General features: G+C 39.5%; 16 protein-coding genes and 1 pseudogene. All 17 read left to right on the top strand.

Going from position 1 to position 17,036, the window contains the following annotated elements; genetic code table 11:
• Nucleotides 1–166 precede the first annotated feature (166 nt).
• The 17 genes and pseudogenes from THEAE_RS23425 to THEAE_RS0115290 all read left to right on the top strand — a co-directional run bounded on the left by THEAE_RS23425 (nucleotide 167) and on the right by THEAE_RS0115290 (nucleotide 16,759).
• Nucleotides 167–412, top strand: coding sequence for a hypothetical protein (locus THEAE_RS23425; RefSeq protein WP_211233507.1), 246 nt, complete (start codon nucleotides 167–169; stop codon nucleotides 410–412).
• 153 nt (nucleotides 413–565) lie between these two features.
• Nucleotides 566–883 carry a hypothetical protein gene (locus THEAE_RS23135; RefSeq protein WP_156920650.1) on the top strand — a complete coding sequence of 106 codons (318 nt, stop codon included), beginning with the start codon at nucleotides 566–568 and terminating at the stop codon, nucleotides 881–883.
• Nucleotides 884–917: 34 nt separating this feature from the next.
• Entirely contained in the window at nucleotides 918–1,898 is a 981-nt protein-coding gene (locus THEAE_RS0115370; RefSeq protein WP_084213584.1) for a hypothetical protein, read from the top strand.
• A gap of 2 nt (nucleotides 1,899–1,900) precedes the next feature.
• Entirely contained in the window at nucleotides 1,901–2,908 is a 1,008-nt protein-coding gene (locus THEAE_RS0115365; RefSeq protein ID WP_028988086.1) for a hypothetical protein, read from the top strand.
• Nucleotides 2,909–3,019: 111 nt separating this feature from the next.
• Entirely contained in the window at nucleotides 3,020–3,589 is a 570-nt protein-coding gene (locus THEAE_RS0115360) for a hypothetical protein (RefSeq protein WP_028988085.1), read from the top strand.
• Nucleotides 3,586–4,947: a hypothetical protein gene (locus THEAE_RS0115355; protein ID WP_028988084.1), complete on the top strand. Its 1,362-nt coding sequence runs from the start codon at nucleotides 3,586–3,588 to the stop codon at nucleotides 4,945–4,947. The genes THEAE_RS0115360 and THEAE_RS0115355 overlap by 4 nt, the downstream gene beginning before the upstream one ends.
• A 356-nt stretch (nucleotides 4,948–5,303) precedes the next feature.
• On the top strand, nucleotides 5,304–6,473 hold the full coding sequence (locus THEAE_RS22235) for a hypothetical protein (RefSeq protein WP_052330069.1): 1,170 nt from the start codon (nucleotides 5,304–5,306) through the stop codon (nucleotides 6,471–6,473).
• 453 nt (nucleotides 6,474–6,926) lie between these two features.
• Nucleotides 6,927–7,070: pseudogene (locus tag THEAE_RS23130) on the top strand (ATP-binding cassette domain-containing protein); the annotation flags it as partial.
• Between the two features lie 12 nt (nucleotides 7,071–7,082).
• Complete coding sequence (locus tag THEAE_RS23610; protein ID WP_028988083.1) at nucleotides 7,083–7,625, top strand: recombinase family protein; 543 nt, start codon at nucleotides 7,083–7,085, stop codon at nucleotides 7,623–7,625.
• Between the two features lie 493 nt (nucleotides 7,626–8,118).
• Nucleotides 8,119–8,298 carry a helix-turn-helix domain-containing protein gene (locus THEAE_RS0115325; protein ID WP_028988082.1) on the top strand — a complete coding sequence of 60 codons (180 nt, stop codon included), beginning with the start codon at nucleotides 8,119–8,121 and terminating at the stop codon, nucleotides 8,296–8,298.
• Between the two features lie 26 nt (nucleotides 8,299–8,324).
• Nucleotides 8,325–10,664: an EcoAI/FtnUII family type I restriction enzme subunit R gene (gene hsdR, locus THEAE_RS0115320; protein ID WP_028988081.1), complete on the top strand. Its 2,340-nt coding sequence runs from the start codon at nucleotides 8,325–8,327 to the stop codon at nucleotides 10,662–10,664.
• Nucleotides 10,665–10,682: 18 nt separating this feature from the next.
• Entirely contained in the window at nucleotides 10,683–12,119 is a 1,437-nt protein-coding gene (locus THEAE_RS0115315) for a type I restriction-modification system subunit M (protein ID WP_028988080.1), read from the top strand.
• A complete protein-coding gene (locus THEAE_RS0115310) occupies nucleotides 12,116–13,729 on the top strand; it encodes a restriction endonuclease subunit S (RefSeq protein ID WP_028988079.1) in 1,614 nt (537 codons plus the stop codon). The genes THEAE_RS0115315 and THEAE_RS0115310 overlap by 4 nt, the downstream gene beginning before the upstream one ends.
• A gap of 2 nt (nucleotides 13,730–13,731) precedes the next feature.
• Nucleotides 13,732–14,520, top strand: coding sequence for an ImmA/IrrE family metallo-endopeptidase (locus THEAE_RS0115305; protein WP_028988078.1), 789 nt, complete (start codon nucleotides 13,732–13,734; stop codon nucleotides 14,518–14,520).
• A 14-nt stretch (nucleotides 14,521–14,534) separates the two neighbouring features.
• Nucleotides 14,535–14,660: a hypothetical protein gene (locus tag THEAE_RS23730; protein WP_281169583.1), complete on the top strand. Its 126-nt coding sequence runs from the start codon at nucleotides 14,535–14,537 to the stop codon at nucleotides 14,658–14,660.
• Nucleotides 14,661–14,837: 177 nt separating this feature from the next.
• Nucleotides 14,838–15,407, top strand: a complete 570-nt coding sequence (locus THEAE_RS21295; RefSeq protein ID WP_245605632.1) for a dsDNA nuclease domain-containing protein — start codon at nucleotides 14,838–14,840, stop codon at nucleotides 15,405–15,407.
• Nucleotides 15,408–15,529: 122 nt separating this feature from the next.
• Nucleotides 15,530–16,759, top strand: a complete 1,230-nt coding sequence (locus THEAE_RS0115290) for an IS256 family transposase (protein WP_028988077.1) — start codon at nucleotides 15,530–15,532, stop codon at nucleotides 16,757–16,759.
• Nucleotides 16,760–17,036 lie beyond the last annotated feature (277 nt).

Genomic DNA, 17,036 nt, shown 5'->3' with positions numbered 1-17,036 from the left:
GCAGAGGCTCCATGTCAAGGCCACGACTCATAAAAATAAAAAAAAACAAGGGGAAAAGCCAATGAGATATTGACAGTAACTGTATGAACAAATATATAGATAAGGCAGTTAATTAGATGTATAATTATAATTATGGTAACAAATCTAGTCGGTCGAGGTGAAAAGTATGGACGTAAAAATAGATAGCTTAATACCTTTTGATTCATTACGAACTGATCTGAAACATGTTTTTTCTGTCGTAGAAAAGAACGGTAAAGTCGTTCTTCTTAAAGATAATAAGCCTGCTTATATTGTGCTGAAGTATGATGCTGATGGTATAGATGTTGAAAATATACCGGATAAACATGCTAACTATACACTTCAAGAAGCTATGAAGATAGTGTTATCAGAGGTTGAAAATGCATGCATCTGAGCTGGCAGATGAAATATACAAACGTAAGTTGTATTTGCAAAAAAACGGGAAGAAAGCACAGTATACACAGATTAGGGCGAGGTGTGGGCATTACCCGGAATTATTTGAGGCCCTCCACGGTAACTATATCAAATTAAAGAAAGGTGCAGAGTAATGAACGGTGAAGCACTATGGAATTATGTAATTTCGGGCTTATCATCTTCGGAAGAAGAGATACAAACAGGTCTTTGGTTTACAGCATCATCCCGTGATGGAAGGTTGTATGTTGATAGGGCTATTTACAATTCGCCTTCCAGCGATCTATCGATGAAAAGGATAATATCAAAGAAAGATTTTTTATTTGTACATTCATATTATGATCGATTGGTTAACGGAGAAACGGGTGTTAGACGTGAGGTCAGCAGAAAATCAAGAAATTCTGCTTATATCTTTGCTTTGGTAGAAAATTATTCAATTAATGAAGACGAATAAGAGCTTAAACAATATTATAAAGGGGACATCGAAATTGGATATGAGCAAAATAAAAACGCTATCGTATGATGAGTTACGTGCCTTATATAGAGAATTCCTACATAGTCAGAGTATTGCAAAGGCGACTATAAATACATCTTATGTTGATACCTTTTACCTCTGGAGGAAGGGGAGTAAAGACCTGTTTTGGAATACGGTAACTTCGCCTGCTTTTGAGAATGATGCGAAAGAGGCATTAATTAAGGCTCTTTCTGAGAACTCGACAGGTAATGTCAATTCACTTGTTAATAGTTATTTGTCTCATCTAAGAAGATTCCGTTTATTCTTAGCTTCTGATGGAATTGCTGAAACATCAACGCCTAAGCAGGATAATACTGTTAATCGTACATATAGACGTAAGAAAAAAACTGAGGTTAATGTTTCTCATCCATCAACTGAACAGGTTGAGTTATATCTTGCTAAGTGGGATACACTTGAGAACTATCGCCTGCAGGAGAATGCACTTAATAAGCTGTTCTTTGAGCTATGTCCAAATAATACGGACATTATTGATGTCCTATTGAAGGCATCAGCGCTTAACGACTTTTATAGTACAAATATTTTCTCAATCTATCCAGTGGCTAAGCACATATGTACTTTGAATATTGATACGAGGCTTAAGGCTGGAGATGTTACTCTTGTTGGAGATATCCAGTATGTGAATATCGGCGATACAGAGAAGAATTTTTACTCCTTTGCCACAAAGTATTGCAGCCACCACAATCCACTCGATTATCCGATTTATGACAGCTATGTCGATGAGGTGCTTCGATATTTTAGAAATCGTGATGGATTCTCAGATTTCCAAGATGGTGATTTGAAAGACTATATTAAATTCAAACGTATACTGATTAATTTTCGTGACTTCTATGGCTTGGATAAATATAACCTGAAGCAAATTGATCAGTATCTTTGGTTACTTGGGAAGGATTATTTCCCTAAAACCTATGGAAAGAAAATTAGGGGGGACAAATAGTTATGAAGATTCATTATTTCCAAAGATATCATGCGAAAGAGAATGTCGCCACAGCAAATACGATGCTACTATTGTCTCGGCTTTATTCATACTCTTCAGATAAGTTCTTTCGCTTTTTGAAATCAGAATTCTTTTCTGATGCCTTTGAACCGGAGATTGTTTTTAATCTTCAGGAAAAGAGTACTAAAAGTATCCCAGATGCTACTATTACACAAGAAAGCTTTAAAATTGTTGTTGAGACAAAAATGTCTGATTGGTTTTATTCAGATCAGTTGCTACGCCATTGGAAATCTTTTGGTGATGAAAAGTATAAAGTAATAATTACTTTAGCACCGGAGTTGATGGCTCCAGAAAAGAAAAAAGAATTCGATGAGCAGTTGAAGAAATATAATGCCACACAGAGATATCCTGTCATGCACGTTAATACTACTTTCGAAGGTATTATTGATGCGATACGAGATGTTATAGATGATAGAGATTATGAAATGCAAGAGGTTTTAGACGACTTCATAAATTATTGTTATAACGATAAACTCATAATTGTTTCAGATTCATGGAAACGCATGAGAGTGCAACTGGCAGGTACCACATTTAATTTTAATATTAGTGAGAACCTTTATTATGATGATATTGAGCGTGGATTTAGTGCACACGACTATCTTGGTCTATATAAAGAAAAAAGTGTAAGAGCTATCGGGAAGATCAATGCAATCATCACGGCTGTTACTACAGAAAATGGCCTTGAGTATAAAGCTGAACTTGGAGAATTGACCGAAGAAAGAAAGCAGCAAATTGACAGGGCTAGAGAAGATGGTAAAAACTATGGCTATGTATTAGATGCTACAAGATATTTTTTCGTAGAGAAATTTTATGAAACTGATTTTAGGAAGATAACTCCAAGAGCACCAATGGGCTCACGAGTTTTTGATTTAACACAAATTCTTGAGACAGAGAAGCTACCTGAAACAGCGGAGATCGCAAAGTTACTTAAGTTTAAGACATGGGGTTAGTCACTGGAGGAAACGAATATGTATGTTGTTTCATTTGTAGTTCACCGTAATTGCAATGACGATAATGACGCGAAATGTGTCTGTCGATAAAATACGAAAGGTGGTATATTTGTGGGCAAATACATAAAAAAGAAGAAGGACATGGTATTCCAAAGTGTGGAATCATTACAGCAGGTTGTTAATGTTGTCAACGAAGCAGCAGCAGCTGTTAATGATAAGTCACGAACCATAAGAGAGAGTGCTATTCCTGAAGTTTTAGCAGGAGCTATTGGTGCTGGTATTGGTGGAGTAGGTTCCTTTGCTGCATTATATGGTTTAGGAACGGTTGGTCTCAGTGGTGCTGGCATAATGAGTGGCTTAGCAGCAGCTGGAGGTTGGGTCTCTACTCTTTTAGGTGGAGCAGTATCGGCATCCGTTGCTGGTGTATTTGTTTTAGCTTTGCCTGTTGCCGGATTGGCTGCTGGTGGTGTTGGTCTTGCATCTCACTTAAAGTATAAACAGCTCAGACAGGAGAAAGAGCGTTTGTATAAAGAAGCACTTAAAAAGCATCAAGCCATTATTCAGGCGTTGAAGGATGAAACGAATGCAGATAAGGAACGTCTGGATTATTTACAGAGTCTTAATATCCTGTTGACACAAGCTATAAAAGATTTGAAGAAAGATTTAGGTGAAACCGCATGAGTAAGTTCAAATACTCTGATGGAGAACAACAAATAAATAATGTTCTGAATTATCAGGCTCAAGAGCTCAAGAGCATTCAACGTCCGGATATGTCTGGAGTGGACGAGCGAATATCAGAGAGTGAAGAGTTGCTAAAATCACTCGGCTATTCACTGACTGATATTCCAAAGATTATACCCTCACCAGAGCGAAGAAAGCTTGTTGTGCCTACTTGGGAAGAAATTTGCGCTGAGGCCGAGAAGTCTGTCGGAAAAAGCACAGAGTTGGAAACTCTTTTTACCAAGGAAGAATTACAAGCTAATGAGCAGGCTATCAGACTGTTAAATGAAGAGTTCAACGCTGTACATCGACTTGATAAATTCGATATTACAATAAGTGCTGCTGCGGGATTATTAGGGGCAGCAGTAGATATTCTCTTAGTGGGTATTCCACAGAAAACTCCGGATGGACTTAAAGCAGGAGCTTTGTCGAATTATATACGAAGATGGTTTGATAAAAAGTTTCCTGAAGAAGAAATGGAAAAGCTCGCAAACTCAAAGGTCAGCAAGGTTCCATATGATGCTCAGGATAATCGAAATACAACTGAATTTGTTAATGGTCTTTCTGCTTATTATCATAGACTGTTATCTTTGGGACATGACCCTTTGCTTGGCTTGATATTCGGCGTATTCGATATTATGACAGGTAGAATGACTACCATTGATAAAACGGGTAAAATCGTATCTCAGGTAATGGAGAATTATACAGACAGAAAAGAAAGCGATATATTTGCAGCAATTGCTAAGCAAATAATTCATTTCAAGTCAGACATTACCACTTCAATGGGATTACCCACTCCGTTGATGGGATTGTTTAATCTTCTTCAATTTGGTAGCATAGGAGAAGAGGAACAGACAATAGCAGAAATCGTACAAGGAATGTATTACGAAGGATATGATTTCATTCATTTTTGTTCTATGTCAATTACAACAATGATTATTGAAGTAGTGGTTAGATTAGGATATGCATTCAAAAGAATAAAGGAAGGCCATCCAGTAAAGGAGTCTATTCCGTTTTCTTTGAATAGAGAAAAACATCCGAAACTAAGCACAATGCTGTTTATAGGACATTCAGCGGCTACTGCAGTAAATGCTGGTAAAATTTACTTTACAAAAAATCCAATGGCGATAAATTATCCACAGTGGATTTCATTCGCAAACTATTCATATAAGCAATTAAAGTGGGCGTTATTAGAAAAGCCAGAACTAAGAGATGCTTACGTAAGAGGCGCTATTCTTGAAGAATTAAGTGTTGTTTACGGAGAAATAGATGCAACTTTTAGGGAATATGCAGAAAAGTATATTGTTGTATTCAACTAAAAATATAACACTGCCCTAAAAAATATTGCTCTGCCATAAAAGAAATCAATGGGAGTGTTGCAGAAAAGGCTGTAAATAAGGTGTTTTCATATTTTATGGGTAAAATATAGCCTTGAAAATATGCGCATTTTTCGTCTCTTGGAAACAAATCCGTGAGACCGAGTGTTTGAGAGTGATAGAATAGGAGTCGATGCTTGCTGACAGAGTAGTTTAGAGTCAGGGGTTAGCGACAGAACAGGATATATGTTTTTTTCAAAAATACAGGGTTGTGAGAGCAGGTTGAGTGTTAAATGAGGAGCCTTTGGAATTTAATAGGCTAAATGTCAATGCCGTCTTTATTTAAGGAGGTTGGTTACTTGTTACCTTTGGATTTATTTGATAATGATTCCTTAACAGACCTCGAAATAAGAATAACAAAATATGTTAATAAAAATTTAGAATGCATCATCAGGGTATTATTGGATTACTTGGAAGATAACAACGGATTTACTTCAGAAGATTTCCTGCCATATAATAACTTAAAAATTGATAACAATACATGGATTGAAATGGTTTATGATTTATATGATATAGTCCGTTCTGATGTAATAAGGGATTATATCAAACCAAAGTATGAATTTTTACTCTATGCGATACTTCAATGGTGGGATGATTGTAATGACAATCCTGATGATCTTCTTGAATATAAGCTTGATAGTGGTTTACTGGATAAAATTCAAGAAACATATAGTTCTGAGGAAGGAGATAATTATGTTTTAAATGCTATTACTAAGTTTGAAGAATATTATTACATACTTTTTGCAGATCATGACTTTTTACCTAGCAACTTAGAAAGGCTGATAATAATATATTTAAGAAATCCTGAACGATTTAAAATGTTATTTCCCGATATAGATCTGAAAGAGTATCGAGATTTAATGCCTCAAGACTTACGAAAACAATTTGAAGAATTGAGTTATAGCTCGAGCGAACCCAGAAAAAAAGGTTTGTCAGAAACTATTCTATTAAAAGATTTGCTTTATTGTAGTATAAAATTGCAAGCAAACCACAAGTATAAAGATTCTCTTGAAGATGAAATGAATGATTATATGCGTGACTTGCTTGATGCTATGGGATATGATGTGAGAGATCAGACAAGACAAGGGTCATCTAATACCGGAAAGCAAGCAGGAGAAGTAGACATTTTAGTGAGAAATGGAAATTTTCCTTATTCTATAATAGAAGCTCTAAAATTATCAAGCATCGATAAGGCATATATAGCTGAACACATTGACAAGATATATAAATATGACACACTGGGCCATAGATGCAATTTTATTATCTCATATGTTAATATAGGCAATTTCCTAAAGTTTTGGGAAAGTTACTTATTATTTATAAAGAATTATAACTATCCACATAAACTGGTTAATTATTCAGCGCCACAAAACAACCAATACCCCGAATTGAAATGGGCGATAACAGAACTAAAACGCAATGATACTGTAAATAAGCTCTATCATATAGTTATACATATTCCGAGTTGAGAACAATAGGGACGGTGCTTGCGGTTGATGTTTACCTGGAGTATGTTTTGTAACTGTGTGAATGGTATAATTCTTACCGCACAATTATCAGATTTAACAAGATTAACAGCAGCTAATCTCAAATGATTATTAGCGGATGCGTATATAAGATAGAATTCATCAAACAAACGACCACATATATTGATATGTTCCCGCGAAAGTCGGTTTCCGGAAAAACAGCAAAAAACCGATTGATATGTTCCCGCATACGTCGGGTAAAAAAATCGGCCTAAGACATCAATGCCATCAACTTGAGCCATGTGGAGTGTGTGGTATTGATGTCAAATGTAAAAAATAAATAAAAGCCTGAAAAACGGCTTGAATACAGGGTTTCCCGGTGATTTGCCGTCCGCCGAAAATTTGTTTTTTGGCAGGGGAGAGATAAAGTAAAAACCTAATTGTTCGGCATGCTGTATGGGCCAGCGGCTTGGATTGGCGCAAGCCATGCTCCGCCGCCCCACCGTACTCATACTGGACGAACCAACAAATGTCATCGACACGGCGGTAATCAAGGAGCTTCGCGATTATCTTCGGGAAATCGCCATAGAAGAAAAGTTGCAGTAAGTTGCAGTGATCGTTTTGCACCATTCAGGCAAACCAAAATGGCGGCCGGAAACTATACGAAAGATACTCAAAAACGAGAAGTACATTGGGGACGCCCTTTTGCAAAAAACTTTTACAGTGGATTTCCTTTCCAAGAAGCGGGTTATCAATAAACGCATCTTGTCGCAGTATTATGTAGAAAACGGCCACGAGCCGATTATTCCGCGGGAACTCTTTATGCTGGTGCAGGTAGAGCTGGCAAGACGGGCAAACCTTCGGAGCAGCAAGAACGGCGTCAAGCGCATTTATATTTCCAAATATACTCTGTCGAGTATTGTTTTTTGTAGAGAGTGCGTTGAAATTTACCGCAGGGTGCATTGGAACAGCTGTGGTAAGAAGTCCATAGTTTGGCGGTGCGCAAGTAAGCTGGAGGAAAAAGGTTCTGACTGCGGCTCTCCGACGGTTTCAGAGGAAGACTTGCAGAAAGCAGTGCTCAAGGCTATCAACTGCATAACTGCTAGGCGAGATGATTTTATTAAAACTCACTGCAGGAACATTGAAACGGCATAGGGCGAGGAGTTTGACGAAAGTACTGAAGCTATAGAAAAAAACTTGAAGAACTGCAGCATGAACTCTTACGGCTTGCCAACACAAAAGCGGCCTATGACAGTGTGGTAAATGAAACCTACCGATTGCGGGAGCTACGACAGAAAACATTAGTCAGCAACGCCGAGCGGCAGAACAAGTGGTGGCAGGTTGCGGAGATTATGGAGTTCTTTAATAGCCAGTCCGGCATCCTCTTCGAGTTTGACGACAAGCTGGTCAGAAGGATTGTCGACAGGTGACGGTGCATGACGGTATGCTGACGGTGGAGTTTAAGACGGGTACGGAAGTGAGTGCGGAGATGTAGGGCGAATATGAAATCATGCCGCCGGTCAAGGCTTAAAGGCTTTGGCCGGCGGTTTTTCACTTTATTTGTAAATTTTTCTGCAGGAATATTGAAATTATTCGTTTCTTCGCATATAATGGAGACTGGAATTTTCTGTTCTGAGAGGTATTCGCAATGGATTATTTAACGGCAAAACAGGCTGCTGAAAAATGGAATATATCCCCGCGCAGAGTGCAGGTCTTATGCGAGCAGGGCCGGATAAAGGGTGCTGTGCGCTTAGGCTGGGCTTGGGCAATACCGAAGGATGCGGAGAAGCCGGAAGATGCTCGAATAAAAGCGAAAACCGAAAAGTAAAAATACTTTTTTTGTGTGGTGAGAAAATGGACAAGAGATCACTTACTGAGCAAGAAATACGTACAAGGTTTATAACTCCGGCTATTAAAGCTGCTGGGTGGACCGATGCTCAAATACGCGAAGAATATGCTATTACAAAAGGGCGAATTATAGCTCGCGGCGGGTCTTATAAGAGAGATAAAGCTAAATATGCAGATTATGTCCTTTTCTATAAACCACACATTCCCATTGCTATTATTGAGGCAAAGGATAACAATCATACAATATCGGATGGAATGCAACAAGCATTAGGTTATGCCGAACAATTGTGTGTGCCGTTTGTATTTACATCAAATGGTGACGGTTTTACTTTTCATAACCGCAATAGTGAGGATGGTGATCGTGAAACAATTTTATCTATTTCTGAATTTCCCTCACCTGGAACACTATGGAAAATGTACAAACAGTACAAGGGTATAGATGAAAAGCAAGAACAAGTTATTACAGAGCCTTACTATGTTGAAAGGCCTGATAAGCAACCACGGTATTATCAGCTAAATGCGATTAATCTTACTGTTGAATCTATTGCTAAAGGTAATAATCGAGTATTACTGGTTATGGCAACGGGAACCGGAAAAACATACACGGCATTTCAGATTATTTGGAGACTCTGGAAAGCGGGTATTAAAAAACGTATTCTATTTTTAGCAGACCGAAATGCGCTTATTGACCAGACTTATACTAATGATTTTGCTCCCTTTAAAGATAAAATGACAATTATTCGTCATCGACATGTGGATAAATCATATGAAATATATCTGGCTATTTATCAAGGGCTCACAGGCGAAGGAGATAAGGACATTTTCCGTCAATTTAGTCCAGTTTTTTTCGATTTAATTGTCGTTGATGAGTGCCACCGCGGCAGCGCCAAAGCTGATAGCGAATGGCGAGAGGTCTTGGAATATTTTAAATCTGCTACGCAAATTGGCTTAACAGCAACGCCCAAAGAAACGAAAGAGGTTTCTAATATTGATTATTTTGGAGAACCAGTCTATACATATTCGTTAAAACAAGGTATTGAAGACGGATTTTTAGCTCCATATCGGGTGATTCGAGTCTTACTTGATAAGGATGCCGAAGGCTTCCGTCCTTATCTTGGGCAGACGGATCGTTTTGGAAATATTATAGAGGATCGTGAATATAACATTACCGATTTTGACCGAGAACTGGTATTGGAGCAACGCACTAAAGTTGTGGCAAAAGTGGTTTCCAATTATCTAAAAGCGCATAACGCTCGAATGGATAAAAGCATCTTTTTCTGCGTGGATACAGAACACGCTGATCGCATGCGTCAGGCGCTAATTAACGAGAACAGCGATTTGGTGAAAGAAGATGAGCGCTATGTGATGCGAATTACCGGTGATGACGATATCGGGAAAAAACAACTTGACAATTTCCGCGATGTGTCCAGCAGATATCCTGTTTTAGTAACAACGTCAAAATTGTTGACAACCGGCGTAGATATACAGACCGTCAAATATATTGTGTTGGATACCAACATCAACAGTATGACTGAATTCAAGCAGATTATTGGACGCGGCACCCGGATTCGTGAAGATTTAGGGAAAGTGTTCTTTACTATTTTTGATTTTAGAGATGCTACACGATTGTTTGCCGATCCGGACTTTGACGGGCCCTGTGAACAGGATGATGAATATATGCCTGATGAAAACGGCAATATACATGATTCTGATTCCGATAGCGAATTTGTAAAAGAGGATCCTAAGGACTACACCATCGATAACGATTTGGAGTCTGGCAAACGTAAGAAATACTATGTGGGTGATGTAGAGGTATCTGTTTTAAAGCAAAGAGTTCAATACATCGATAAAAACGGGAAACTGATTACGGAATCTCTTACAGACTATACAAAACGAAATGTTTTGAGTAAGTATGCCACGTTGCATGATTTTTTACGTGTTTGGAACAGCGCGGAACGCAAGCAGGCCATTCTAGACGAGCTTGCCGAACAAGGCGTCTTAATCGAGGAATTACAGGAGCAAATCGGGCGTGAATTTGATCCGTTTGATTTGCTGTGTCATATTGTATTTGACCAGCCCCCTTTAACAAGACGCGAAAGGGCAAATAATGTAAAAAAACGAAATTATTTTGCTAAATACGGGGAAAAAGCGGCGGCCGTTTTGGACGCATTGTTGGACAAATATTCCGATTCGGGCATTTCCAATATAGAGAGTTTGGATGTTTTAAAAGTAAATCCCATAAGAGAGTTTGGAACCCCACAGTTTATTGTCAACAAAATTTTTGGGGGAAAAGAAAAATTCAAACAGGCTATACGGGAGTTAGAGCAAGAACTTTATGTCGCATAATTTGAGGAGGTAAGCCAAATGGCTATATCAAATACGACAAAAGCACTGAAAGACATTATGCGTATCGATGCGGGTATAAACGGCGATGCGCAGTACATAGAACAGATTGCCTGGTTGCTTTTCCTAAAAGCATTTGATTATAAAGAACAGGAATGGGAATTAGAGGATGATTATGTTCCGGTTATTCCCGAGCAATATCGATGGAGAAACTGGGCTGAAGACGATGAAGGCATTACCGGAGATGCCCTGATTGAGCATGTAGAAAATATGTTCCGGACGTTGCGCAATTTGGATGTTTCGGATGGAGATCCGCGGAAATTTCTTGTCCGCGATGTCATGGAAGGCGTAAACAACTTCATGAAATCAGGAACGCTTTTACGGCAAGTTATTAATAAAATAAACGCTGATATTAACTTTGATGAAGTAAAAACCGCTCATTTATTCAATGGCATTTACGAATCCATGCTCAAGGATCTGCAAAGCGCTGGCAAAGCCGGGGAATTTTACACTCCGAGGCCCGTTACCAAATTTATTGTAGATATGGTGAACCCTCAGTTAGGTGAAATTGTCCTTGATCCGGCATGTGGAACCGGCGGATTTTTAACCAGTGTCATTGACCGTTTTAATATCAAGACGGCTGATGAGTATAGAACATTGCAAAAAACCATTAGGGGCATCGAAAAGAAGCCTTTTCCTTTTTTACTGTGCGTCACAAACTTGATTGCCCATGGCATTGACGTGCCATTGATTAGGCACGACAATACCTTGCGTACGCCGACAACAGATTATAGCTTGGCTGATAAGGTAGACGTGATTGTTACCAATCCGCCTTTTGGAGGGGCGGAAGAGAAAGCCATTTCTCAGTCGGTACCAGCAGAATTACGAAACACGGAAACAGCGGATCTGTTTTTGGTACACATTATGGCGCTTCTTAAAGACGGCGGACGCTGTGGCATGGTTTTGCCGGATGGATTTTTATTTGGAACAGGCGTAAAAGCTGCTATCAAGAAAAAGCTGCTGGAGGAAAACAATCTGCATACCATTGTCCGTTTGCCTAAGGACGTGTTTGCACCATATACCAACATAAATACAAACCTGCTTTTCTTTACAAAAGGGAAACCCACACAAGGCGTATGGTTTTACCGCTTGGAAATGCCTCAAGGCTATAAGCATTTTTCAAAAACAAAGCCGATGTTGTACGAGCACTTCGCGCCTGTGCGTGCATGGTGGAACAATCGCAAAGAGAGCGATGTATCTCAATATATTCCGGTGGAGGATATCATTGCAGCGGAGTATAATTTGGATTTTTGTGGTTTTCCTCATGAAACCGAGGAAATTTTGCCTCCGGATGAATTTATTGCGCAATATCGCAATGAGAAGGCGATTTTAACAGAGAGAATTGAAAGTATTCTCGCAAAGATCCAAACAGCCTTGGCACAGGAGGATGTGCTATGAAAGCAGCGGAATTGCGTAAGTCTATATTGCAAGCGGCGGTACAGGGAAGGCTTGTACCTCAAGATCTTCATGATGAACCGGCTTCGGATTTGTTGGAACGCATCCGTGCCGAAAAAGCTCGTCTTGTGAAAGAAGGGAAAATAAAAAAAGAAAAGCCTTTGCTTCCTATTGTAGAGGATGAAATTCCCTACGACTTGCCAGAGGGGTGGATTTGGTGCAGGATAGGAGAACTTATCCAGATAGCAGAAAACAATAATATTCATAAAAACTTACCCGAAAATACATTGGTAAATTATGTTGATATTGATGCAATTGATAATAAAAAATATTGTATAAAGAACGTAAAGCAAATCCCTGTCAAAAGTCTCTCGTCTCGTGCGCGAAGGGTGCTTCAAAAGGGCTTTATTGTTTATTCTCTCGTGCGTCCGTATTTAAATAATATTGCAGTAATTGAGGACGAAAAAGAAAACTATATTGGCAGTACGGGTTTTGTTGTGTTCAAGCCAATTAAAATTGAGACAAATTATTTCATTAGTTTTCTTTTGTCTCCATTTGTCAAGACATATTATTTATCATTACTTTCCGGGTTTAATTCACCGAGTGTTTCTCAAGAAGATTTCCTGTCCACGCCGTTTCCTCTTCCTCCTTTTCCTGAGCAACAGCGCATTGTTGCCAAAGTGGATGAATTAATGGCATTATGCGATGAATTAGAAGAAGCTGAGCAGGAACTGGATGCTCTTGAGAACCGTTTTGAAGAGTATTTACCGAAATCCATACTTCAAGCGGCGGTACAAGGAAAACTTGTGCCTCAGAATATACATGACGAACTGGCTTCGGTTTTGCTGGAGCGCATCCGTGCTGAGAAAGCACGACTTGTTAAGGAAGGGAAGATCAAAAAAGAAAAACCTTTGCCACCTATTACGGAGGATGAAATCCCCTATGATTTGCCGGAGGGGTGGGTTTGGTGTAGGTTAGGGGATATTATTATCCAAAATATCGGTGGAGGAACACCTTCTAAGCAAAACCTAGCGTATTGGAATGGTAATATACCATGGGCGAGTGTAAAAGATCTTACAGGGCCAATATTAGACAAAACACAAGATTGTATAACTGAGTTAGGGTTAAAAGAAAGCTCATCTAACCTTATACCTGCCAATAATATTATTGTTTGTACTCGTATGGGATTAGGTAAAATAGCTATTAATACAATTCCTGTGGCAATCAACCAAGATTTAAGGGCTCTAATTATTTCAAGAATGAACATTGATTTGCGATATATTATCGCATACTATAAAACTCTAAGTATCCGAGGTGAGGGTACAACAGTTAAGGGTATTTCAATTGAGGAATTACATAACATGCTTTTTCCTCTTCCCCCTCTTGCCGAGCAACAGCGCATTGTTGCCAAAGTGGATGAATTAATGGCATTATGTAAGGAAATAAAAGCGGTAAAAACTAAACCCATTGAACAAAGGGATACTAACAAGGTTATTGACTTCCCGGCGGTAAAACAAGATGAGCAACTCCAGTTAGCAGCTCGTGGTGAAATAAGTAAAAAGTCTTCCACCGAACTGATGCAAGCGATTGATGATATGTTTGCGGGGGATTAATGATGTTTACCGCGAACACTCCGTCGGCCAAAGCAAAATGGGTTTTGGAAACAATGGGTATAAAGGGGGTTCCGGCTCCATATTTTGATGATATCGCGCGTCAGGAGAAGATAAAAGTAAAACGATGCTCTTTGCCATCAGAAAAGGATTTGAGCGGGATGCTGATATATAGAGGTGGAATGAAAGGTATCCTTATCAATACATATATTGAAAACATCGGACGCCAAAACTTTACTTTTGCCCATGAGCTTGGCCATTATTTTTTAAAGCATAAACCTCCATATGTATTGGATGGGGAGTCAAGTTTCAGATGCTCAAATCAAGACATGGAAGTTGTAGAAGACTATTCTTCCATAGAAGCTGAGGCGAATCAATTCGCTGTCGAATTATTAATGCCTGAGTTGCTTTTTAAGCCACTTTTAGCAGGAACTGTTTTTGATTTTACCTTAATGAGCAGTTTGGTAAACCAGTTTTATGTATCAAAGCATGCGTGCGCGAACAGAATTTTGGACTTTATGAAGGAACCCTATATTCTTATATGCTCGAAGGGGACATCCATTACCGCAATTAAATGTTCAAATGCAGCCAAGAGGTTTGGAAAAGCAGTAAAGAATATTCCCACAGAAAGTCATGCATACAGAGCGATTCGATATCAGCAGAATCAAAAGCAGTTCTATCTTTCGCCTGGCTCTGTATGGTTTGGCCAATCATATAGCAATGCTATTGTTTACGAGTGCACTCGGGGAAATTATGAGCATGATGTATCTATGACGATTTTGAAGATAGAGTAAAGTAGGTGACTGTTATGGGAGTTATTGAAGAATACCGTGCGTTATATGAGAAACCTACCATTAATGACAATGAAGTAGTGGCATTTAAAGATAAAATAATTTCCATTGAAGTAAGAACGGAACAAGTTAATATTCTATAATCCAATGAATTTTAATAGAACTTAGCCGTTCTAAGTATTAAGGGTAGCATCAAAAGTAATTTTAACAGAGTATTAAGAGTTTAAGAGTAGACTGACATATTTTTAAAGTATCAATAGATTTAAGTATGCAGTAGATATTCTTCAGATAATTAGATTTGGGCGGTGGCTGTCTTGGATGTGAGAAACGTTTACAATTCAATACCGCATGATCTGTCCGGGGCGGCGAGTAAAAATCGTTTCCGCCTTGAAATGCTATGGGGAATTGGCAAAATGTTCGACTTATATGATAAGCCGGATTTTTGTGTTGTATTTGATTATAAATGCGACGTAGAAATACATTTTAACGATTCCCTGGAGTTTTATCAAATAAAGACTCATAAAGTTCAATCACCGTATAAGTTTACCGTAATCTCAAAGCCAGACAAAAATACCGGTAAATCTATAATAGGGAGATTATATCTTCTAAAAAATATATCTGGTGAAAACGTTAGTATAAAAGTCGCTCTGGTGTCAAATGCTTTCTTTCAGATCGATAAGAAAATTTATTCTGATGTAGAAACCTTGAAGTTTTCCGATTTAGACGCCACTACACAAAAAAAGATATGCGACGCTCTCAAAGCGGAATTACAGCATGACGAAGTTGATATATCTAATATCCATTACATATACACTTCCATGAATCTGCTGAACCCGGAGAATGATATAAAAGGTAAAATCACTGGATGTTTTGAAAAAATTAAAAAGTGAGTTGAGTCCGTATAATTGGTGTAAAATCAATCGTTCAGCTGGGTGACATAATACACAGGTGCCACCCCCGCCCTTCTCTGGTAGAATGAGTTTGTGAACAAAATCTACAGGGAGGTATGGAGATGGCACAATATAATATTACCTTGAACGATGAAATTTTGAAAGATCTATTTTCTGGAGATAAGGGGGTGGCTGTCTTACTAGAACAGGTGCTGAATCAGGTTCTTCAAGCCCAGGCCACGGACCAGTTGAATGCGGAGCCCTACGAACGGTCTGAAGATCGTCAGGGTTATCGCAATGGTACTCGCCCCCATCCCATTACGACCCGCGTCGGTACGCTGGTATTGCGGGTGCCACGACTCCGTAGCGGCAAGTTTTCCACAGAGCTTTTTGCCCGTTATCAGCGCAGTGAACAGGCACTTTTACTGGCGATGATGGAGATGGTTATTAATGGTGTATCCACAAGGAAGGTAGCTGCCATCACGGAGGAGCTATGTGGTGAAGAGTTTTCCAAGTCTACCGTATCGGAGCTCTGTAAACGATTGGACCCCGTTGTCCAAGGATGGAACGAACGAAGCCTGAAGGACAAGGAATACCCCTTTGTGATCGTGGATGCCATGGTGCTAAAGATTCGTGAGGATGGCAGAGTGCGCTCGAGGGCTGCTTTGATTGCTACTGGTGTGGGTGAAGACGGATACCGTGAAGTGCTAGGAATGCGGATCGGGGATAGCGAGTCTGAAGCCAGTTGGAGTGCGTTTTTCGGCTGGTTGAAAGACCGAGGACTGCATGGTGTGGATATCGTTGTCTCTGACAGCCACAGCGGGCTTGTGAAAGCCCTACACACCCAGTTTCAAGGCTGTACCTGGCAACGATGCCAAACGCACTTTATGCGCAACTTCTTGGACGCCGTGCCTAAGAGTTTACAGGAGGAGCTGTATGGGAAAATGCGGGCCATCCTTGATGCGCCGGATGTGAAGACAGCCCGTTTATTAATGGAGCAGGTTGTGGATAATTACAGTGATAAAGCCCGTAAGGCTGTGGATATCCTCGAGTCGGGCTTTGATGACATCACGGCAGTACTGGAGCTACCAGAACGGTACAGGAAACGTCTGCGTACTACCAACGGTCAGGAGCGCCTTAATGAGGAAATCCGCAGGCGAGATCGGGTGATTCGAATCTACCCGAATCGAGACTCGGCGATACGGCTTCTAGGTGCCTTGCTGATGGAGATTGACGAGAAATGGCAATCTGGTCACCGGTACTTTGACATGGAAGACTATTACGTCTGGCGGGAGGAGCGTAGGAAGAAGGAGGTGGCGGAGTCACAGCAGAGCGTCCGAAAGGTTAGTTAACATAATGCAATCACCGGGGAGGGGAGAATTTACACCACATTTAGGACTTGACCCCATTAATTGAGTTAACCACTGCATTATCACAAAAACAGAATGAGAACTTAATTTATGATAAAAAACAGTCAGTTGCCGAGGAATTAAAAACAACTAAAGACGAATTATCATTAGTAAAGGGAGAGATAATTCATGAAATATGTAACATTATTAATGCAAAGGTCGAGGATTGTAACAAAATAGTACATAAAGATGGCAGACGCTCACCGAAAATAATAATTAC

It is taken from the genome of Thermicanus aegyptius DSM 12793 (assembly GCF_000510645.1).
Taxonomy (GTDB): Bacteria; Bacillota; Bacilli; order Thermicanales; family Thermicanaceae; genus Thermicanus; species Thermicanus aegyptius.
This window is presented reverse-complemented; position numbering and strand designations above follow the sequence as displayed.

Coding starts and splice junctions, on each gene's coding strand:
- THEAE_RS23425 (WP_211233507.1), top strand. CDS start 167: ATGGACGTAAAAATAGATAGCTTAATACCTTTTGATTCATTACGAACT.
- THEAE_RS23135 (WP_156920650.1), top strand. CDS start 566: ATGAACGGTGAAGCACTATGGAATTATGTAATTTCGGGCTTATCATCT.
- THEAE_RS0115365 (WP_028988086.1), top strand. CDS start 1,901: ATGAAGATTCATTATTTCCAAAGATATCATGCGAAAGAGAATGTCGCC.
- THEAE_RS0115355 (WP_028988084.1), top strand. CDS start 3,586: ATGAGTAAGTTCAAATACTCTGATGGAGAACAACAAATAAATAATGTT.
- THEAE_RS0115325 (WP_028988082.1), top strand. CDS start 8,119: ATGGATTATTTAACGGCAAAACAGGCTGCTGAAAAATGGAATATATCC.
- hsdR (WP_028988081.1), top strand. CDS start 8,325: ATGGACAAGAGATCACTTACTGAGCAAGAAATACGTACAAGGTTTATA.
- THEAE_RS0115315 (WP_028988080.1), top strand. CDS start 10,683: ATGGCTATATCAAATACGACAAAAGCACTGAAAGACATTATGCGTATC.
- THEAE_RS0115310 (WP_028988079.1), top strand. CDS start 12,116: ATGAAAGCAGCGGAATTGCGTAAGTCTATATTGCAAGCGGCGGTACAG.
- THEAE_RS0115305 (WP_028988078.1), top strand. CDS start 13,732: ATGTTTACCGCGAACACTCCGTCGGCCAAAGCAAAATGGGTTTTGGAA.
- THEAE_RS23730 (WP_281169583.1), top strand. CDS start 14,535: ATGGGAGTTATTGAAGAATACCGTGCGTTATATGAGAAACCTACCATT.
- THEAE_RS0115290 (WP_028988077.1), top strand. CDS start 15,530: ATGGCACAATATAATATTACCTTGAACGATGAAATTTTGAAAGATCTA.